This is a genomic window from Aquella oligotrophica (assembly GCF_002892535.1).
In the GTDB taxonomy this organism is placed as follows: domain Bacteria; phylum Pseudomonadota; class Gammaproteobacteria; order Burkholderiales; family UBA11063; genus Aquella; species Aquella oligotrophica.
Genome location: NZ_CP024847.1, coordinates 1739759 through 1759535 on the forward strand (window position 1 = coordinate 1739759; position 19777 = coordinate 1759535).

Consider the following 19777-nt stretch of genomic DNA (forward strand, 5'->3'; position numbering starts at 1 on the left):
AGTGACTAATTATATTAATGATATACGTGAATTAATTGGTAATACGCCCTTATTAAAAATTAATAACTTTGCGTTAAAACCGAATATTAATCTATTTGCCAAACTCGAATACTATAATCCAGCTGGAAGTGTCAAAGATAGAATTGGCATTGCAATGATAAATAAAGCTGAAGCTGAAGGTAAATTAAAACCGGGGACAACAATAGTCGAAGCAACGGCGGGGAATACCGGACTTGGGGTGGCATTAGCTGCGCTAAATAAAGGTTACCGGGTAATTTTTACTGTTCCCGAAAAGTTTTCACAAGAAAAACAAATGCTAATGAAGGCACTAGGCGCAGAAATCATAATTACTTCACGTGAGGAAGGTATGCTTGGTGCTGGTCGTAAGGCAGTTCAATTATTAGCAGAAATACCTGATTCCATTTCGCTAAAACAGTTTGAAAATCAGGCAAATCCCGATGTACATTATCAAACTACCGGACCAGAAATATATAATGCCTTAAACGGTAAAATTGATTATCTGGTAGCTGGGGCTGGTAGTGGTGGAACATTTAGCGGTATTGCACGCTATCTCAAAGAACAAAATCCGGAGATACAAACTATTCTTGCTGATCCAGAAGGTTCAACTATGGGCGGTGGCGAAGCTGGCTGCTACAATATGGAAGGTATCGGCAATGATTTTATTCCGCAAACTATGGATATAAATCTCGTTGATCACGTAATTAAGATTAACGATGCCGATGCTTTTAATGCCGCAAGTGAACTGACTAGAAAAGAAGGGGTTATTGTTGGTTCTTCGTCTGGTGCAGCGATGGCAGCAACACTAAAATTCATATCACAGGTTAGCTCTGGAAATATCGTTACCATTTTCCCTGATCGTGGCGATCGCTATTTTAGTAAGAACCTTTATAGCCATTAATATTATTGATACCGCAATGCACAATATTTTACTATTTTAATGGGGTATTTATGCTATAATCAAAAGTTAAATTTTCAATCTAATAAAGATCAGAAAAATGCTTAAAAATATATTGCTTTTTAACGCTCTTATGCTAGTCAGTGTTAGTGTTTTTGCCATAACAGATATCAATACTGCAAGCTATGAAGAATTAAAATCTGTCAAAGGCATTGGTTCGAAAAAAGCTCAGGCGATTATTGAATACCGGAATATTCACGGAAAATTCCATAATTTGCAGGAACTCGATAATGTCAAAGGATTTAGCAGCAATACTATCAATAAGCTTAGTGGTCAGGTAGAAGCTATTTATTAAATAAATTAAATTCATTAGTGAGGGTTTTATGCCATCTTTCGATGTAGTCTCAGAGGTCAATAAGGTTGAATTAACCAATTCAATTGACCAATCAAATAAAGAAATCACCAATCGCTTTGATTTCAAAGGCAGTGATGCCAGAATCGAACTAAAAGATTTGGAAGTAACTATTTATGCTGATAATGATTTTCAGCTAACTCAGGTTAAGGATATCCTAATTGGTAAACTTACCAAACGTGGTGTTGATGTACGCTCTCTTGCTGAAGGCAAGCAGGAAAAAGTCAGCGGTAATAAGCTAAAAGAAATCATCAAAGTCAAAAATGGCATTGAACAAGAGCAGGCGAAGAAAATCACTAAGTTGATTAAAGACAGCAAAATAAAAGTTCAAGGCTCAATTCAGGGTGAAGCAGTTCGTGTTAGCGGCGCTAAACGCGATGATTTACAGGCAACCATTCAGTTATTACAAAAAGATGTAACTGACTTACCATTACAGTTTATCAATTTCCGCGATTAAGACCATGATCAAGATTGAAAATTTAACTAAAGCCTATAAAGCCAAAGGCAAAACTATAAAAGTTCTTGATGACGTCAGTCTAGAGGTCAAAAAAGGTGAAGTTTATGGCATCATCGGACGTTCTGGGGCAGGTAAATCTACTTTATTAAAATGCCTAAATTTGCTTGAGAAACCAGATACTGGCAATGTAATCGTTGATGGAATTGATTTAGCTCGAATCAGCAAAAAAGAACTGCGCTTGGCTCGTCAGCAAATCGGCGTAATTTTTCAGCACTTTAACCTTCTTAGCTCAAAAACCATTTTCGATAATGTTGCGTTACCGTTGAAACTACAAGGTAATCATAGCAAAGAAGAAACCAAAGCTGCAGTTGATGAAATGCTGAAACTAGTTGGGCTGACTGAATTTGCACATAAGTACCCATCAAGCCTTTCTGGTGGACAAAAACAACGGGTTGGTATTGCGCGGGCATTAATTACCAAGCCCAAGCTATTACTTAGCGATGAAGCGACCTCTGCCCTTGATCCACAAACAACTGCAAGCATCCTTGATTTGTTACTTGAAATCAATGAAACACTTGGTATCACGATAGTTCTGATTACTCATGAAATCGAGGTTGTGCGTAAAATCTGTGATAAAGTTGCCGTTATTGACGCTGGCAAGATTATTGAAGAAGGCAAAGCTTTTGATGTCCTAATGCATCCAAAAGAGCCACTTACACGTAAGCTGATTATTGAAGAAAGCTCAGATAAGTATTTAGAACAGGTGCGCCACTTCTATAAGTTTGAGAAAAATTCTGGTAAACACATTTTGTTATTATCATTTGTTGGTGAGACAACTTACCAGCCTATACTAAATACAATTGCACGTCAGACTGATCTTGATTTTAGTATCTTGCGTGGCGAACTTGATCGTATCAAAAAAATACCATTTGGTCAGCTTCTAATTGAATTTAATGGTGATCATAATAGTTTGGGCAAAGCTTGCGAGATTATGCAAGATATGGGTGTCCATTACGAAATAGTTCACTAATTTTGATTTATTAAGGGTTAGTTATGGCTTTAGCAGCAATCAACGATATTCTTGGCACCCTTGACTGGAGCGAGATAAATCAAGCAACACTTGATACTCTTTTCATGCTTGGTTTTGCAGTTTTATTTAGTACCATTATCGGGATACCCGTAGGTTTACTCTTGTTTCTAACTAATAAGGGTGGAATTTTACAAAACCGATTGGTTTATAGTTTATTGTCTTTTGTAGTTAATGTTTTAAGATCCATTCCATTTATTATTCTTTTAATTGTAATGATCCCAACTACAACTTTTCTGGTTGGTACTTCACTGGGAGCAAAAGGAACAATCCCGCCACTGGTTGTTGGGGCATTTCCTTTTTTCGCAAGGCTTGTTGAAAATTCATTAAAAGAAATTGAAAAAGGAATATTTCACATGGCAGAGTCGTGTGGTGCTACAACTTGGCAGATTATTTGGCATATTCTTTTACCTGAAATCATGCCTAGTCTGGTTGCAAGTATAACAGTTACTGCAATTGCACTTGTTTCTTATACCGCAATGGCTGGAGCTGTTGGTGGTGGTGGATTGGGCGATTTGGCAATTCGTTATGGTTACCAAAGGTTTGAGACTGAGGTTATGATTACAACAGTAGTATTGATGGTAATCATGGTACAAGTTATACAATTTTTGGGTGATTTTCTAGTAAAAGTCATTCGTAAAAAATAATAAAGTAAGGGATATACTTATGCGTAAATTATTATTAACATTAGCTTTAGGTGTCGGAATAGCTACTGGTACATATGCAAATGAAACAATCACAATTGGAGCATCTCCAGTACCGCATGCGGAAATGCTTAAATTTGTTAAACCAACACTGGCAAAACAAGGCTATGATTTAAAAATTACCGAATTTTCAGACTATATTACCCCAAATCTTGCTGTTATCCAGAAACAGCTTGATGCAAATTTTTTCCAGCATCAGCCCTATTTGGATCAATACAATAAAGATCATGGTAGCAATCTAGTTGCTTTGGTAAAAGTCCATCTGGAACCAATGGGAATATACGCCGATAAAGCTACCGAAGCTAAATTTGCCACTTCTAAAAAAGCAACTGATATAACCAAGGGTGCAAAAATCGGGGTTCCAAATGATCCAACCAATGAGGGGCGCGCTTTAAATATATTACAGGCTAATGGAATCTTAAAAATTAAGGCTGGTGTCCCTTATCCAACTAAAAAAGATATAGCCGCTAACCCGTATAATGTACAGATTATTGAATTAGATCCAGCAATGCTACCACGCTCACTAAAAGGTAGCCAGATTAATCTGGCAGTCATTAATTCAAATATAGCAATGCAATCTGGAATGAAGCCTACCCGAGATGCAGTTATTCTTGAAAGTAAAGATAGCCCATTTGCTAATTTGATCGCAGTTAGACCGGATGAAGTAAATCAGCCAAAAATGAAGGCTTTAGCAAAAGCGATGACTTCACCTGAAATGAAAAAATTCATCGAACAGAAGTACGATGGTGCTGTAATTCCAGCATTTTAGATAATAGTTCATGATTAGTATTTTAACTGGTAAATTACTAGAAATAACTCCACCACAAATCATACTCTCCTGTGGTGGAGTTGGTTATGAGCTTGATTTACCTATTTCACATATTGCTCAATTGCCAGCTATCGGTCATGAGCTACAGCTCTATACACATCTGGTAATTCGCGAAGATGCTCATTTACTTTTTGGCTTTATTAATAAAACTGAACGCGATTGTTTTCGTCAACTAATAAAAGTCTCTGGGATCGGACCACGGATTGCGCTGGCATTACTATCAACAATGTCAAGTCAGCAATTACAACAGGCAATTGAGGAAGCTGATCTTAATACTCTTTGTTTGACGCCGGGAATCGGAAAAAAAATGGCGGAACGGATGCTTCTTGAACTAAAAGGGAAATTAGTCGGTAATATTGATTTTACGCCAACTAATGGTTTATTTAATAACAAAGCTAATGATGGCAATATCCGTAAAGATATCGCAACCGCATTAGAAAGCTTAGGCTACAATAGTAAAGAAATTACTCAAGTAATAAAACAGCTACCTGAATTAACTGATATTAGTCAGGGTATCAAAGAAGCCTTAAAATTGCTTGGTAAATAACTAGCTTCAGTAAATCTCTTCTATAAGAATAAACAAACTTATTAAAGATCAGTTTACCCAGCTTAAGTTACTTATTCAAACATAAAAAATTAAGGACTCGGGTATACTGCTAGTATTTTTTATCCAAACATAATCTTAGCTACTAGCAAAACCTACCGCATTGCAAAATTTTCTTAGCTACGTTATTTGCTATAATAAGTCCCTATACATATTAATGACAAGGAAATAACGTGAATTACACTCGTTATCAGGAATTTATGGCTGAATTGCTAGGAACCATGTTCATACTACTTTTTGGTAATGGCGTTAATGCCATGTTTGTTTTATTCAATCTGGGTGGATATACCAATATTACTTTTGGCTGGGGACTTGGGGTATTTCTTGGAATACTCGTAAGTAACCGAATTACTGGCGCACACTTAAATCCAGCCGTAACACTAGCACTTATCGTCACAAAACGTTTTCCACTAAAAAAGGCCCCACTATATATGAGCGCACAAATGCTCGGCGGATTTCTTGGTGCTGCAATTGTCTATCTATTCTATCACGCAAAATTTAAACAATTTGATCCAAATCTTGAACATACAGCTGGAATATTCTCTACCTTCCCGGCAATTACAAATACATTTATGCCTGGCTTTCTAGCTGAAATTATCGCCAGTGCCATTCTAATGTTTGCAATTCTTGCAATTGTAGAAAACTTCATCAATGATAAAGCTGGTTTTCTTGCGCCATTTGCAGTTGCCGCACTGATCGTTGCGATTGGAATGTCTTTTGGCGCAATGCATGGCTACGCAATGAATCCGGCCCGTGATTTTAGCCCACGTCTTTTTACCGCTATAATGGGCTTTAAAAATAATGGTTTGACGGATGGCAGCTTAATTTGGGCTGCTCCAGTATTTGGTTCATTAATTGGTGCTCCACTTGGTGCATTCATCTTTGATTTAACATTGGCTAAAAAGGTTACACAATGAAAAAATATATTCTGGCTTTGGATCAGGGAACTACCAGCTCACGAGCAATTCTTTTCGATAAATCTGGCACCATCTGTAGCAGCAAACAGTTAGAATTTACCCAAATTTTTCCCGAGCCGGGATTAGTTGAACATGACCCAATGGAGATCTGGTTAACCCAGCTTACCACTGCCAAACTTGCGATGTCATCAATTGGAGCACAAGCCACTGACATTGCAGCAATTGGCATTACCAACCAACGCGAAACAACCGTAGTCTGGAATAAAAATACCGGGATTCCAATCTATAACGCAATTGTTTGGCAGGATAGACGCACTTCAGACATGATTGATGAGCTAAAAAGTAAAGGCTATGCGGACATCTTCAAAAAGAAGACCGGACTAGTCCTTGACGCATACTTTTCTGGGACAAAGCTAAAATGGATACTCGACAACGTTACTAATGCGCGGAAGCTTGCCGAAAATGGTGAACTAGCATTTGGAACAGTCGATGCTTGGATTACTTGGAATCTAAGCAATCGTAGATGTCATGTAACCGATGAATCAAATGCATCACGCACACTATTATTTAATATCCATACTGGCAAATGGGATGAAGAGCTATTAAAAATCTTGGATATTCCAGCTAATATCCTGCCAGAAATTGTTCCATCCTCAGGTGAGATTGGTGAAGCAAGTTCGGGGCTTTTTGGCGATCGGATTCCAATTACCGGAATTGCAGGAGATCAGCAGGCAGCGACCTTTGGTAATATGTGTATAAAGCCAGGCATGGTAAAAAATACTTATGGAACTGGCTGCTTTCTTTTGAAAAATACTGGCGAAAATGCACTAGAATCAAAAAATAATCTACTAACTACTAATGGCAAAAGAAATTATTGTCTTGAAGGCTCAGTATTTATTGGTGGTGCTGTGGTGCAGTGGATTCGTGATGGTATGAAATTCATTGAAGAGTCATCTGAAATTGAAACTCTTGCGACAAGTGTCCCTGATAATGGTGGCGTCTATATGGTACCAGCATTTTCTGGTTTAGGTGCGCCACATTGGGATCAGTATGCACGTGGACTCGCGATTGGAATCACCAGAGGTACGACGCAGGCACATATGGCACGTGCGGCTCTCGAATCAATTGCCTTTCAAGTATCGGATGTAGTAAATGCGATGCGCTCTGACTCGGGTATTAATTTATCCGCATTACGTGTCGATGGTGGTGCCTGTAAGAATAATTTCCTAATGCAATTTCAAGCAGATATTTTAAATACTATTGTTGAACGTCCAACCTGTCTTGAATTGACAGCATTGGGAGCAGCATATCTTGCTGGACTAGCGGTTGGCTTTTGGAATTCAATTGAAGAACTAGAGCAAGTATGGCAAGTGGAACGAATTTTTGAGCCTAAGATGGCTGATTCAGAACGACAAGAATTATTAAGTAACTGGCAGGAAGCTGTCAAACGCGCGCAAGGATGGGTTAAATAACAAATGACAAATAGCAATAGCGAAACATATGATATTATTGTAATTGGTGGAGGAGCTACCGGACTTGGGATTGCTCTCGAATCAGCTAGCCGCGGTTATCGGACCTTGGTAGTTGAAGCTTATGACTACGGCAAGGGAACTTCATCAAAATCAACTAAACTAGTTCATGGTGGAATCCGTTATCTAGCTAATCTGGATTTTGCTCTAGTTAAAGAAGGTTTAGAAGAACGCTATTACTTTATTAACAATGCCCGCATCTGGCAAAAGCACAAACCTACCTTATTCCATTTCAAAATATTAAAGAAAAAATAAAGTACTGGCTTGGAATAAAAATATACGATAGTCTGGCAGGTAAACTAAGGCTTGGAAAAAGCCGCTTCTTATCGAAAGAAGAAACCCTCCGGGAAGCTCCCGATCTGGCTTCAGAAAAGATAATTGGTGGCGCAGTATATCTGGATGGGCAGTTTGATGATACACGACTATTGATTACGCTAGTAAAAACTTTTGAAACTCTTGGTGGAACAGCATTAAACTATACAAAAGTAACTGATTTTACCTATGCTGATAATAAACAAATAAATGGAATTGTAGTTAAAAATCAACTTAATGAAGAAACTAAAACTTACTTTGCCAAGCATATAATTAATGCAACAGGAACTTTTAGCGATTCAATTATGAATCTGGCGGAAAAAACTACCGAACATAAAAATGTAGCCGCAGCACAAGGAACGCATCTGGTATTTGATAAAGAAATTTTTAATTCAGATCATGCAATCCTAATACCAGAAACTGGCGATGGACGAGTGTTATTTATCCTTCCTTGGCATGATAAAGCTTTGGTTGGAACCACAGATATAAAAGTTAGTGAACCAACTCTTGACCCGCAAGCACAAGAGAATGAGATCGATTTTATTCTTGAAGTCTTGAGTGAATACTGCAATAAACCAGTCAGCAGACATGATATAAAATCGGTATTTAGCGGACAGCGCCCACTGGTAAAATCAGCAAAAGATAAAAATACGGCAAAGATTTCCCGAAAACATGAAATATTTGAAACTAACAATGGTTTAATCACTATGGCTGGCGGTAAATGGACTATTTATCGCCGGATGGGACAAGACACGATTGATTACCTAGAGAAAACCAGAAAGCTCCATAAAACACAGTCAAGGACACATCATCTGAGACTTTTTGGTTATACCACAGAAAAAACACCATATCCACTAGGAATTTATGGAACAGCTCGAGAGGAAATAGTCAAAATCCAACAGGAATTAGATAATTTTCAATTATTACATAATGAATTACCTTATTTTCAAGCTGAGGTAATTTATCATGTGCGCCATGAGCAAGCCAGAACAGTTGAAGATATTCTAGCTAGAAGAACTAGAGCACTTTTCATAAATAGCAAAGCTGCACTTGCTAGTGCTGCTACGGTTGCAAGCCTAATGGCAAACGAGCTTGGCTATGATCATCTCTGGCAACAGCAGCAGCTAAAACAACTGATGTTGGAAGGTGCAAAATACTTGATTGAAAATAACTCTGCCTCTTGATAAGGCTAAATTTGGAGCAAAAGTTGAAATCCGTAACTATTGAGAATAAATTATTAAAAGTCGAAGTATTTTTACTTGGTGCTGAAGTCAGAAGCGTAAAGAACCTCAAAAATAATAATGAATATATGTGGAATGGTGATCCCTCAATCTGGGCAGGAGTGTCTCCAATATTATTTCCTGTAGTTGGACGAACCGCAAATGGCTATATAAGCTTCAACCAAAAGAACTATCCATTAAATAATCATGGTTTTGCTCGGCAATCACTATTCAATGTAAGCAAGCACTCACTAGATAGCGTTACACTGAAGATTAACACCTATAGTTTAGAAAAAGATATTTTCCCTTTTAATCTTGATTTCTCAGTCACCTATACTCTTAAAGATAACGTACTCATTACAACCTTTCGTGTAATAAACCATGATGCACAGACTGCTTATTTCAGCGTTGGTGCACATCCTGCATTTAAATGCCCCTTTGATGAGAGTCATCAATTAAATGATTATCAGATAGAGTTTGCTGCCAACCAGCGACTAACCTTACATACTCTTAACAAAAATGGGTTATTTTCTGGTAGTAGCCAGGTTAATATTGACAGAATAGACATCACCGAAAATACCTTTGATAATGATGCCTTAATTTATAGCAACTATGAACAAAGCTGGGCAAAGTTATCTGAAAAGAAAACTGGCAAATATATTAAGATGAGTTTTGACAATTTTCCTTGGTTTGGTATCTGGTCAAAACCAGGAGCCAGATACATTTGCTTGGAACCTTGGTGCGGACATGCAGATAGTATAGACTTTAATCAGGAAATACAGTATAAATCAGGAATAATTGAGCTTACTCCATCAAATAGCTGGGAACAATACTACTCAATTGAATTTGGATACTAGCACATTTATACTACCTAGAAATAAAAATACTATTTTCTAATAAAGCTATTCTTATTTAGGCGCATTCTTAAAACCATTAATAGCGCCTCTTTAAATATACTTCCAGACATTTTTGATTGACCTAATACCCGGTCTTCAAAAATGATAGGTATTTCCTTAATTTTGAAACCATTAAGATATGTTTTATATGTTGTTTCGATCTGAAACGAATAACCAGTTGATTTAAGTTCATTAATACCAATTGTTTCAAGTACTTTCCGTTTGAAACACTTGAACCCACCAGTTAGGTCATTAAAAGGTAAGCCCAGTATTATTTTTGCATAAAGGCTACCTCCACGACTTATAATTTTGCGTTTTAGCCCCCAGTTAACCACTCCACCGCCTTTAACATAGCGACTACCAAGCACCAAGTCATAGCCATTAGCTAAGGCTTCAAACATTGATGGTAGATATTTTGGGTTATGCGAGAAATCAGCATCCATATGACCGATTACATCATAATCCCGCTCAAGTCCCCAATTAAATCCAGCAATATAAGCTGTACCAAGTCCTAATTTACCAGACCGCTTCATTAGGTGAAGCTGATCTGGATAGCGTTCAGTGATTATTTTTTCTACAATTTCATGAGTTTTATCTGGCGAGTTATCATCAATAACCAGAATATTAACATCAGGTACTGATGTAAATACATCCATAAGCATCTTTTCTATATTATCTTTTTCATTATAAGTAGCAATAATTATCAGCTTCTTCATTATAAAACCCATAAAAATTAATTAGATAAGCGGTATAGATATAATTTATTATTAACAAAATTATCTCTATAAGCTATACTGCCTAATGGTTTAACTTCTTTAAAATAGTCTTTTAGTAACGTGATATTACCTGAATCATCATTATCGCAATAGTATAAAGCATTTTGTATTGGGTAACTTAATTTATCATTCCAGTATTGGTAATTATCCGTAAATTTAAAGTTGCTTAACACATAAGTTCTACCTTGTCCAAGATAGTACCAACCCCGTGAAGCATTGCCATAATCACAGGAGAGAACAATATCCCCAGCATGTAAATAATTCTGTCTTATCTTGTCATATAACTGTTGATTACCCATAAACGCATTAACCGCAGGAATTTTACTCTGAAACTGTTTTGGCACAAATTTACCAGGCATTTTTGCAATAGGTAACAAAATCAGAATTAAAGTTATTGCAGTACGATAAACCCATTTAAGATTATACTCAGTAAGACAAGCTGCCGCAAAAATAATACCACTTATATAAGCAGGTGCAACCCAATTAGCCTCCATGAACTTGAACAAACTGTTATAAGCAAAAAACACCACAACAAAGAGAAATATTGAGACTAAAAGCAGATACCTTTCATCACGGAGAAGTTGTTTTCTTTTTACAAAAATAAAGGCAAAAATTGTTAAAGAGATAAACGGATTTGCAGCACCAATTGTACTACCAATATAGTCACCAAAACTGGCAAAATTTAGGCTTTTGTCAGAAGCAATACCATGTTTAAATTGAAAGGCAAAAGATACCCAATCATGCCCTGCATTCCAGATAATTACCGGACTAAAGACAACAATAGCCATCAATAGAGCCAAATAGGTATTAATATTCCAGAGTTTGTTTCTTTTTTTTGCTGCTAAGATTAGATAAATAAGAATTCCAGGTAAGATAAGTATTGCAGTATATTTTGATAATAAACTACACCCAAGAAACAAACCGGCAAGATAGACAAATTTTAATTCATTTTCAATGAATCCACGAACAACACAGTATAGAGTAATACTCCAAAACATGAGTAGAGGACTATCTATTGTTGTTATAAAAAATGTACCTTCAAGAATTGGCCATGCCAAAGCAAGAAGAACTGTAACATCAGCTGCTTTTTGCCCAAACATGCGTAATGCTGTCTTATACATCATTATTACCGTAGTTGTACTACACAACACTGCCGCAAGTCTTACAAAAAACTCTTTATCCGAGAAAAGCGTTGTTAGCCGAATAAGATAGGCAATCATTGGTGGATGATCATAGTAGGACAATGCAAGATTTTTGCTCCACACCCAGTAGTATGCCTCATCATAATGTAATTGCAAGGACTGATTGAAAAGAAGATGCATAAATACAATCAAGATAAAAACCAGTAGAACTTTACGATCCATATTTATTTCTCATTAGGTACTTATCCACTAAAAGGGTTACAACTAAATTTACGCTCCAAACAATTATGGCAGCCATCAAAATATCACTAAAATAATGCCCACCCTGCAAAAATCTTACTATACCAACAACAATCGTACCCACAATGCACAAAGCAACTCCGAGTCTTTTTCGACGCGCCGCTATAAAGGGGATACCAATAAATGCACCAATTGAAACATGTCCAGAAGGAAAACTATTATCTTTTGGATGATTAAAATGTGGTTGCCATGGGTAGGAGAATGGCTTATGATCACGAATTACTTGATATGGACGGGGTCTACCCCACTCATCTTTAAAAAAAGTATTTACCAATAAACCCGGTCCAATTGCTAGGCTTATATAAGTTATTAAAACCATTCTCCTTACAATCAGAGGATTAACCTGTATTTTCTTCATTAAGGTAAGGACTATTATCGCAAGTGGCACAAGGATAAGTAGAAATGTTGTTACATTTACCGAATAGTAAATAACTTTGCACCAAAAGGCTATTTCACCATAAAAATACCTAGTTTGATAATCATATGGTAATGATGCAAGCTGCTGATCCAGATAAGGACTTAAAGCAAAAGTTACTAAGCATAGGATTATTAAACTTATAGCTAAATACAGCTTTTGTGGCATACTTCAACAGATACTTCTAAATGTTTTCAATTTGGGTATTTTACCATGTTTTAAGGCTTATTTTGCAGAAAGAGAATGTACCTAAGCTAAGCAAACAATTTTAAGAGTTCATGTGGATAATCTATAATAACTTTTGCGCCATTATTAACTAATTCCTCACGCTTCCTAAAACCCCATGCAACACCAACCGAAAATACTCCTGCGGCATTTGCGGTTTGCATATCAACGTCAGTATCACCAACATAAACTATATCTACTGGTTTAAGCTGCATGATTTGCATAATTTCAAATACAGAATATGGATTTGGCTTGGTTGGTATATTTTTACGAGCACCAAAAACTACATCAAAAGACCATTTACTGAAATAACTTTTTACCACATCTGCCATAAACTCATGAGCCTTATTTGATAAAATAGCTAACCGAACACCTTTTTCACTCAAGCCATCAAGCAAGTCATTAATACCAAGGTATGGTTTTGTATAGCAATCAAGATTTTTTGAGTATTCAGCTATAACTTCGGAATAAATTTGCTTCAAAAAACTAGTGCTATGTTTATCTGTTGGTGTTGCTTGCTCCACTAGCTTAGCAATACCACGCCCAACAAAGCGTCGATAGTCATCTAAATTATGTTTGGGTAAAGAATGCCTCTCTAAAACCTTATTAACAGAGACAGCTATGTCTTCTACCGTATCCAGTAAAGTCCCATCCAAATCAAAAATTACAGCTTTAAATTTCCCCATACTACCAACACCTAAATTTAATCAGAACTTAATTATATCAGGCTAACCGCATCAAGAAAATAATATCATCTTTATATGTAGTATATAGCATAGCTACAATCATTGAATTATATTATCTCTCCAAAATAGTACTACTAGCTCATGCTATTTAAAGTTGTCCAATACGGATAAGTTAATTAACTACAATAAGAGTATAATTTCCCAAATAATAGCTATTTATGTATAAGAGTTATACGTAAATAGCTGTATGAAAATCAATAAATTAACTGTTATAATTCTGAAAAATAAGCATAATGAGGGAAACAAAATGAAAGCAAGCCTAACAAAAACGATAACCATGAGCCTATTTGGCTCTTTATTGGTTAGTTGTAATAGTGGCACAGCTAATCAAGCTACCACTCCCCAAAATCAAACCGTTGATATTAATGGCAGTGAGTTAACCCAATATGCCAATCCAAATGTATTAACTAGCACATCTAATGCTAGCAGCAGTAAAGTCGCAACTAGCTGTTTAACTGCAACTGATCTAGTTTTTAATACTAGTAGCACAGTATGGTATATGAGTGGTTCTTTTAAAGTTAAGAATATTTGTAGCAATTCGGAACAAATAGCAGGAACAAAAGTTATCCTAACCGGAGGTAAAACGAATGACTCTTGGACGAGTGGAGCCTTTTCTGTTAATAGCTTTTCTCCATGGCTTGGTAGTAGCCCTAACTATACTACTACAACGAGTAATAACCAGCTAACATTAACTATCAATAACACGTATAATCTGGCTGCAAATCAAACCATCACTGCTAATTTTGGTTATGCACGGAATAATGTTCAGTTAACCACAGCTGGTGCAACGGTTGCGGTTAGTGGTGAAATTACGCCAACACCAAGCCCTACTCCTACACCAACTCCATCACCTACACCAGTAACGACAGCAAATCTAAATATTGCGGTTAATAGTAGTGCCCTAAGTAGTACATGTACACAAAATAAACCTTGTAATATTACTATAAATCTTTTAAATAGCAATGGTAGTATTTATAAAAATATTGCAACAATCACAAATAGCACAGGTTCAAATAATTATTCTTTACAAAATTTAGTACCTGCAAATTATACTTTAAGTGTTAATGGCTTACCATCTGATGCAACAGTAAGTTATACACCTAGTAGTGTAGTACAGCTAACCGCAGGACAAACTGCACAAGCAGCCGTAAACCTGAATCTAACAAATCCAGTGAATAACTGTTTATCCGCAACAATGAATGCACCAACCGCATCAGCTTGGTGGGTAAGTGGTTCATTTACCATTAATAATAGCTGTAACACCATACAGCAGCTAAAAGGAACAACAATTGCAGTTAATAGTAATAGTTCTAGCGATATTATCAGTAGCTTCCAAGTAAATAGCACTTCGCCTTATTTTGCTGACTTCGCATCGGTTATTACTAGCAGTAATACTGCATTATTAACGGTAGTCAATAGTTCTGCAACTATTGCAGCTAATGGTAGTCTAAATGTAAATTTTGGCTATAGTCCACAGGGTAAATTATTAACTGGAAACCTGATAGCTAGTATCAATGGCGCAACACCGGTAGCTGATTCATCATTACAGCTAACAGTAGATAGTAGTGGAGTTGCTAATTACTGTAAAGCGTCTACGCCATGCAATATACCAGTAGTCTTATCAAGTCAGAATGGTTCTTTTAGTAAAACATTGACAACAATAACTACGACCACAGGGAAAAGCATATTTAATATTAGTAACCTAAATACAGGGACTTATATTTTAAGTAGCAATAATTTATCTACTGATTTGATTGCAAGTTATACTCCAAGTTCGAATATCCAGCTAGCAGCAGGAGAAAGTAAAATAATGAGTGTTAATTATAGTATAAAACCAGCAACAACTGGAACATTGGGCTTCACCGCGATTAATCCACAAACATCATTATTTACTCAAGATAGTATCCCGGTAACAATTGCGGGAACTAATGGTAGTAGCTCAATTCAGGCTAAATTTGGTCAAGCTCAAGCAGTAACATTAACAGCCGGAAGCTATTCTCTTTCATTAAATGGATTAGCATCAGCAAGTAAGGGAGTTTATTATAAATACCCACAACCTATTGCCAACATCAGTGTAAATAATACTACCGCTATTGGTAATATCACAGCATCAACTGAAAGTAACCTAGTTAGTAATACCATAAATATTACTGGGCTAGCGGCAGGAGATAATGTTACCCTTGCTTTCTCAGATAATAAATATGCCTTTAATACTGAAACCTTAACTTCCACTAGCGAATCAGTAACTATAAGTAATATTTATAAATTTATAAATGGAGATACAGTTACACTTAGTGTTATTACGAATAATAAATATCAGGCAATTGCCCCTCTAACGATAAGCGTAACTGCCAATAAAAGCTATACTATTAACCTAGTTAAAGTGCAAACACCAAGTCAGCAAATAGTTGGTTATTTTGAAACATGGATGGCACGCGCAACTTGGGAATCGGCTACCTATTCATTAGCAAAAATTCCAGCTTATGTTGGTATAATTCCAATTGCTTTTGCCAAACCAGATTCAAGCTATACTGCTGGTAGCTATAATTATACTGGTGCTGGACTTGGAATTACTGCCACTAAAGATGTTACTCTTGGGGCTATTAAATTAGCTCAAGCAAAAGGACAAAAACTGTTGCTATCGGTTGGTGGCGCAACATATCCTAACTTTGGAGCAATTAATGTACCTGCATTAATGAATCTAGTTAAAGATCTTGGGATAGATGGTATTGATCTTGATTATGAGGCTGATACATCTGGTTGTAGCAATCTAAATACTAATTCACTTAGCTGTCCAACAGATAGCCAAATGATTAATATTATCAATCAACTAAGAACAGGTCTTGATCAAATACAAGCTAGTACTGGCAGAAAAATGTACTTGACTGCTGCGGTATGGTCAATTGGTGCCTATGGAACTCAAGCTTACCCAACAACTCAGTATGGACCAGTTGGTACAAAAACTGCTTTATGGGTAAATCCATTAAAACAGGTTGGTAGTAAATTTGATATGCTATTTCTGATGTCGTATGACGCAGGAAATGCTTCAACAACTGGTTATAAACCATTAGACGCACTAAAAGCATATAAAGCACTATATTCAGGTCCAGTTTATCTTGGTGTAGAAGTACCCCCAGAAGCTTGGGGTGGTAATGTAACTACTCCAAATCAGGCTGTAAGTTATGCAACTAGTGCTGCTCAATTAGGTGGTGCAGGAACAATGATCTGGGCATTGCAATTACAGGGTACGGCCAATGGCGTTTCGGTTAACTCAATGAGCTACCTACAACCAATTTGCCGCTTATACAATCTAACTAATTGTGATGAAGCAATTCCCCTAAATTAGGAGACTATATGTGATAGTGTTAAGGCAAGATCAACGATGAATAAAAACAGAGAATTCAGAGACTATATAACCAATGATATTTTGTCTCATCTTGATAGCATAAAGACCAAATCAATGTTTGGTGGTTATGGGATATACTGGCATGATGTATTTATAGCAATAATTGCTGACAACGAATTATATACTAAGGTTAATAAGGATTTGAAAGAGAAATATAAAGCCCTTGGATACTATCCGTTTACCTATCAGCAAAAGAATAAATTAGTTGAACTTAACTATATCAATGTGCCACTTGAAACAATAGAAAACCCAAATGCAATTAGAAAACGACTTGAAGAGTCATATTTAATTGCAATTCAAAAAACTGGCAAAAAATTAGCTTAAAAATATGGGGGACATCCAATGCCCCAATTTATAACTGCTGAATCATACTAGTGTATTAATTTATTTAGCTTGATTATAATATAGAAATCTTGTCAGTTACAAGATTATAGGCAAGAACCACCCCACTTTCAGTACCTATATATAAGGTCTTACCAGAAATATAAATACTCCAGATTTTACAGTCTGTTTCATTAGCAATGTTAATTGCATGTTTTTTCCAATAGCCATCATGATAAACAAATAGGCTACCATTATCAGTAACAGTGTAGATATTTTCAGAATCAGCCTGTAAATACCAAACTTTGCTATTGTCAAACTGTGACAAAATTGGATTACCTATTGGCTGCAAAGAATTTGTATCTTTATCATATTTTACAACATTACCATTGTCAGTACCAGCAATTATGCCCTCCACTGGAGATTTATTAATTGACCAGATAGGCTTATTGTATCCATCAAGACTAGCTTCTTTCTTCCATCCTTTATCCAGTAATTTACCTGTAAAACGATATAATTGACCAGAAGCATCACCAGCATAAACCTCATGCTCAGAAACGGCATATAAAGATTTAATCTCAAGCGAAGGCAATTTTTTCAGCTTTCCTTTTTGTAATAAATAGTTATCGCCATTGCTCCCCGCCAAATATACTAAATCACCAGTTGCAGCAATATCCCAGATTTTAAGGTTTTTTGTTATAGGGAGCAATTGCCATTTTTTAGCTGAAGGATTAACCTGATAAAGAATGTTTGATGCAGTAAGCACATAAATTACTCCATCAAGAACAGCTGTTCGGTATATTTGCTGTCCATCAGGAGAATTACCAAGACTAGTCCATCTCTGATTACGATATAAGAATAAACCACCTCGCTCAGTTGATGCTAAAATTACACCAGTAGAGATAGTATTAAGAGTAGTCACGGGAGAATGATCCAGAGATTTATTTTGTTGCGAGACACCAGCAGTATGTGCACGGCTTGGAGTAGACATAGTGGCTGGAGAACTACCACTAACAGCAAAACTATTTAATGTACAGGCGGACAATAATATTAACAATATTTTATTTACATGCATACTTTTTCTTCCCTCACTTAAATTCATCTAAATTTTAATCATTAGCTACTAATTATAAAATACTGATTATTATAGTCCAAAATAATCTTTCATTCTGAAATAATATGTACCCAGTTTTACAATTGCATTCTGAACACCTGCAATATTCGTCACTTCAAATGGCTTAATCTGTGCAAATAAATCAAACTTCCCTGCTTGTCCACGAATTGCTTCAGCAATAACTACTCCAGCCAAATTACTTAATGCTAAGCCCTGCCCTGAATAGCCTTGGGCATAATATACCGTATCATAAAGCCGTCCAAAATTTGGTGCAAGAGTTAAGGTCATGCTATCAGCACCGTACCAGAAATTTTTTATTTTTACTCCGGCAAGCTGTGGGAAAGTTTTGATCATTTCTGTATAAAGTGTCGCCTTTACTTTCTCGGGATCTGCCTTCCCAAAGGTATCGCCACCACCAAAGATTAGGCTATTATTTCCGGTAAGCCGATAATAATTCATCACATTCCGGCTATCAAATACCGACATTCGGTTTTTAATCAGTTGCTGAGCTAATTTAGCCTCTAGTGGCTCAGTTGCTAATACATAAGTATCAAATTTGGTAACTTTATAGGCTAATTCGGGCGCAAATAGACTATTATTATAATTACAAGCAAGAACTACAAAGTTGGCATTAATATTATATTTACCATTTACGCTAATTATATGCTTGCCTGACTGATTAAATTTGATCGCCGTTGCCCGACTTTTTTCATAAAGACTAGCATTCGGATTAGTAAGAGTCACCTTAGTCATGCCTAGGGCGTAATTTAGTGGATGCATATGCCCAGCAAAATCATCATAAAGGCAACCATAGTATAAATCAGAATCAATTAAGTCGCGGGTTTCTTTTTTATCCAGTAAGCGAATATGATTATAATGATATTTTTTAGTCATTATTTCATATTCTTCTTCAAGATCAGCTACATGCTTTTCAAGAAAGGCTGTAATCCCAGTACCACTTTGCCAATCACATTTTATATCATATTTCCTGATATTATCCTTGACGATATTTACCGCTTCTAATGATAGTTGCCAGAGTTTACGTGCTACATCATCACCAAATTTATCTTCAAAATATTCCATGCCACATTCATAAGCAGTCAATACTTGCCCACCATTCATTCCACTGGCTTGATTAGCTATTTTATCAGCTTCAAGGAGAATTACTTTATAGCCCGCATTCGCAAGTCGAAACGCAGTCGAGATTCCGGTTAGACCACCGCCAATAACACAAACATCGCATGAAGCATCATCAGTTAATTGCGGTAATTCAACTTTACTATTTTGAGTATCCTTATAGTAGGTATTCGTAGAAGAACTATCATAGGCAGTATCAATAATATTCTCAAGCAATAATTTACTGTCATTATTGCCAGTTAAAAATTTTGCGCCAGCAAAGCCAGCACCCAAGCCAAGCCCGACTTTTAGAAAATCGCGTCGATTCATGAT

20 protein-coding genes are annotated in these 19777 nt (G+C 36.4%); 14 read left to right on the top strand and 6 right to left on the bottom strand.

The genetic code is table 11. From position 1 onward, the window contains the following. Position 1: 1 nt before the first annotated feature. The 12 genes from CUN60_RS08015 to CUN60_RS08065 all read left to right on the top strand — a co-directional run bounded on the left by CUN60_RS08015 (position 2) and on the right by CUN60_RS08065 (position 9844). Positions 2 to 919 (top strand): PLP-dependent cysteine synthase family protein, encoded by a 918-nt coding sequence (locus CUN60_RS08015; protein ID WP_245866340.1) that lies wholly within the window; start codon positions 2 to 4, stop codon positions 917 to 919. A gap of 97 nt (positions 920 to 1016) precedes the next feature. Then, positions 1017 to 1271, top strand: a complete 255-nt coding sequence (locus CUN60_RS08020; RefSeq protein ID WP_102951538.1) for a ComEA family DNA-binding protein — start codon at positions 1017 to 1019, stop codon at positions 1269 to 1271. A 28-nt stretch (positions 1272 to 1299) separates the two neighbouring features. Further along, positions 1300 to 1785: a YajQ family cyclic di-GMP-binding protein gene (locus tag CUN60_RS08025; RefSeq protein WP_102951539.1), complete on the top strand. Its 486-nt coding sequence runs from the start codon at positions 1300 to 1302 to the stop codon at positions 1783 to 1785. A 4-nt stretch (positions 1786 to 1789) separates the two neighbouring features. After that, positions 1790 to 2815 carry a methionine ABC transporter ATP-binding protein gene (locus CUN60_RS08030; protein WP_102951540.1) on the top strand — a complete coding sequence of 342 codons (1026 nt, stop codon included), beginning with the start codon at positions 1790 to 1792 and terminating at the stop codon, positions 2813 to 2815. Positions 2816 to 2838: 23 nt separating this feature from the next. Next, positions 2839 to 3519: a methionine ABC transporter permease gene (locus CUN60_RS08035; protein WP_102951541.1), complete on the top strand. Its 681-nt coding sequence runs from the start codon at positions 2839 to 2841 to the stop codon at positions 3517 to 3519. A gap of 19 nt (positions 3520 to 3538) precedes the next feature. Continuing rightward, positions 3539 to 4345 carry a MetQ/NlpA family ABC transporter substrate-binding protein gene (locus tag CUN60_RS08040; protein WP_102951542.1) on the top strand — a complete coding sequence of 269 codons (807 nt, stop codon included), beginning with the start codon at positions 3539 to 3541 and terminating at the stop codon, positions 4343 to 4345. Between the two features lie 10 nt (positions 4346 to 4355). Continuing rightward, the gene (gene ruvA, locus CUN60_RS08045) at positions 4356 to 4952 is read left to right on the top strand and encodes a Holliday junction branch migration protein RuvA (RefSeq protein ID WP_102951543.1); all 597 of its coding nucleotides are present in this window, start codon (positions 4356 to 4358) and stop codon (positions 4950 to 4952) included. Positions 4953 to 5182: 230 nt separating this feature from the next. Continuing rightward, positions 5183 to 5926: an MIP/aquaporin family protein gene (locus tag CUN60_RS08050; protein ID WP_222593239.1), complete on the top strand. Its 744-nt coding sequence runs from the start codon at positions 5183 to 5185 to the stop codon at positions 5924 to 5926. Further along, positions 5923 to 7398: a glycerol kinase GlpK gene (glpK, locus tag CUN60_RS08055; RefSeq protein WP_102951545.1), complete on the top strand. Its 1476-nt coding sequence runs from the start codon at positions 5923 to 5925 to the stop codon at positions 7396 to 7398. Before CUN60_RS08050 ends, glpK begins: the two co-directional genes overlap by 4 nt. 3 nt (positions 7399 to 7401) lie before the next feature. After that, positions 7402 to 7710, top strand: a complete 309-nt coding sequence (locus CUN60_RS13085) for an FAD-dependent oxidoreductase (RefSeq protein WP_222593240.1) — start codon at positions 7402 to 7404, stop codon at positions 7708 to 7710. Positions 7711 to 7742: 32 nt separating this feature from the next. Continuing rightward, positions 7743 to 8951 carry a glycerol-3-phosphate dehydrogenase/oxidase gene (locus CUN60_RS08060; RefSeq protein ID WP_245866389.1) on the top strand — a complete coding sequence of 403 codons (1209 nt, stop codon included), beginning with the start codon at positions 7743 to 7745 and terminating at the stop codon, positions 8949 to 8951. Positions 8952 to 8974: 23 nt separating this feature from the next. Then, complete coding sequence (locus CUN60_RS08065) at positions 8975 to 9844, top strand: aldose 1-epimerase family protein (RefSeq protein WP_158649353.1); 870 nt, start codon at positions 8975 to 8977, stop codon at positions 9842 to 9844. Positions 9845 to 9873: 29 nt separating this feature from the next. Here CUN60_RS08065 and CUN60_RS08070 read toward each other — a convergent pair whose 3' ends face one another. From CUN60_RS08070 to CUN60_RS08085, 4 genes are all read right to left on the bottom strand, one after another. Then, the gene (locus tag CUN60_RS08070) at positions 9874 to 10599 is read right to left on the bottom strand and encodes a polyprenol monophosphomannose synthase (protein ID WP_222593242.1); all 726 of its coding nucleotides are present in this window, start codon (positions 10597 to 10599) and stop codon (positions 9874 to 9876) included. 17 nt (positions 10600 to 10616) lie between these two features. Continuing rightward, positions 10617 to 12023, bottom strand: a complete 1407-nt coding sequence (locus CUN60_RS08075) for an ArnT family glycosyltransferase (protein WP_102951547.1) — start codon at positions 12021 to 12023, stop codon at positions 10617 to 10619. Next, positions 12013 to 12684 (bottom strand): phosphatase PAP2 family protein, encoded by a 672-nt coding sequence (locus CUN60_RS08080; protein WP_102951548.1) that lies wholly within the window; start codon positions 12682 to 12684, stop codon positions 12013 to 12015. The genes CUN60_RS08075 and CUN60_RS08080 overlap by 11 nt, the downstream gene beginning before the upstream one ends. Before the next feature lie 86 nt (positions 12685 to 12770). After that, positions 12771 to 13427 (bottom strand): HAD family hydrolase, encoded by a 657-nt coding sequence (locus CUN60_RS08085; protein WP_102951549.1) that lies wholly within the window; start codon positions 13425 to 13427, stop codon positions 12771 to 12773. 307 nt (positions 13428 to 13734) lie between these two features. Between CUN60_RS08085 and CUN60_RS08090 the strand changes: the two genes are divergently transcribed. Beyond that, the gene (locus CUN60_RS08090; RefSeq protein ID WP_158649354.1) at positions 13735 to 16833 is read left to right on the top strand and encodes a glycoside hydrolase family 18 protein; all 3099 of its coding nucleotides are present in this window, start codon (positions 13735 to 13737) and stop codon (positions 16831 to 16833) included. Between the two features lie 36 nt (positions 16834 to 16869). Next, a complete protein-coding gene (locus tag CUN60_RS08095) occupies positions 16870 to 17217 on the top strand; it encodes a TfoX/Sxy family protein (RefSeq protein WP_102951551.1) in 348 nt (115 codons plus the stop codon). 73 nt (positions 17218 to 17290) lie between these two features. Here CUN60_RS08095 and CUN60_RS08100 read toward each other — a convergent pair whose 3' ends face one another. Next, the gene (locus CUN60_RS08100) at positions 17291 to 18289 is read right to left on the bottom strand and encodes a ligand-binding sensor domain-containing protein (RefSeq protein ID WP_102951552.1); all 999 of its coding nucleotides are present in this window, start codon (positions 18287 to 18289) and stop codon (positions 17291 to 17293) included. A gap of 69 nt (positions 18290 to 18358) precedes the next feature. Next, positions 18359 to 19774 (bottom strand): NAD(P)/FAD-dependent oxidoreductase, encoded by a 1416-nt coding sequence (locus tag CUN60_RS08105; protein ID WP_102951553.1) that lies wholly within the window; start codon positions 19772 to 19774, stop codon positions 18359 to 18361. Between the last annotated feature and the right edge of the window lie 3 nt (positions 19775 to 19777).

What these genes read in the sequence shown, in the direction of transcription:
- CUN60_RS08020 (WP_102951538.1), top strand. Translation starts at nt 1,017, where the DNA reads ATGCTTAAAAATATATTGCTTTTTAACGCTCTTATGCTAGTCAGTGTT.
- CUN60_RS08025 (WP_102951539.1), top strand. Translation starts at nt 1,300, where the DNA reads ATGCCATCTTTCGATGTAGTCTCAGAGGTCAATAAGGTTGAATTAACC.
- CUN60_RS08030 (WP_102951540.1), top strand. Translation starts at nt 1,790, where the DNA reads ATGATCAAGATTGAAAATTTAACTAAAGCCTATAAAGCCAAAGGCAAA.
- CUN60_RS08035 (WP_102951541.1), top strand. Translation starts at nt 2,839, where the DNA reads ATGGCTTTAGCAGCAATCAACGATATTCTTGGCACCCTTGACTGGAGC.
- CUN60_RS08040 (WP_102951542.1), top strand. Translation starts at nt 3,539, where the DNA reads ATGCGTAAATTATTATTAACATTAGCTTTAGGTGTCGGAATAGCTACT.
- ruvA (WP_102951543.1), top strand. Translation starts at nt 4,356, where the DNA reads ATGATTAGTATTTTAACTGGTAAATTACTAGAAATAACTCCACCACAA.
- glpK (WP_102951545.1), top strand. Translation starts at nt 5,923, where the DNA reads ATGAAAAAATATATTCTGGCTTTGGATCAGGGAACTACCAGCTCACGA.
- CUN60_RS13085 (WP_222593240.1), top strand. Translation starts at nt 7,402, where the DNA reads ATGACAAATAGCAATAGCGAAACATATGATATTATTGTAATTGGTGGA.
- CUN60_RS08070 (WP_222593242.1), bottom strand. Translation starts at nt 10,599, where the DNA reads ATGAAGAAGCTGATAATTATTGCTACTTATAATGAAAAAGATAATATA.
- CUN60_RS08075 (WP_102951547.1), bottom strand. Translation starts at nt 12,023, where the DNA reads ATGGATCGTAAAGTTCTACTGGTTTTTATCTTGATTGTATTTATGCAT.
- CUN60_RS08080 (WP_102951548.1), bottom strand. Translation starts at nt 12,684, where the DNA reads ATGCCACAAAAGCTGTATTTAGCTATAAGTTTAATAATCCTATGCTTA.
- CUN60_RS08085 (WP_102951549.1), bottom strand. Translation starts at nt 13,427, where the DNA reads ATGGGGAAATTTAAAGCTGTAATTTTTGATTTGGATGGGACTTTACTG.
- CUN60_RS08090 (WP_158649354.1), top strand. Translation starts at nt 13,735, where the DNA reads ATGAAAGCAAGCCTAACAAAAACGATAACCATGAGCCTATTTGGCTCT.
- CUN60_RS08095 (WP_102951551.1), top strand. Translation starts at nt 16,870, where the DNA reads ATGAATAAAAACAGAGAATTCAGAGACTATATAACCAATGATATTTTG.
- CUN60_RS08100 (WP_102951552.1), bottom strand. Translation starts at nt 18,289, where the DNA reads ATGCATGTAAATAAAATATTGTTAATATTATTGTCCGCCTGTACATTA.
- CUN60_RS08105 (WP_102951553.1), bottom strand. Translation starts at nt 19,774, where the DNA reads ATGAATCGACGCGATTTTCTAAAAGTCGGGCTTGGCTTGGGTGCTGGC.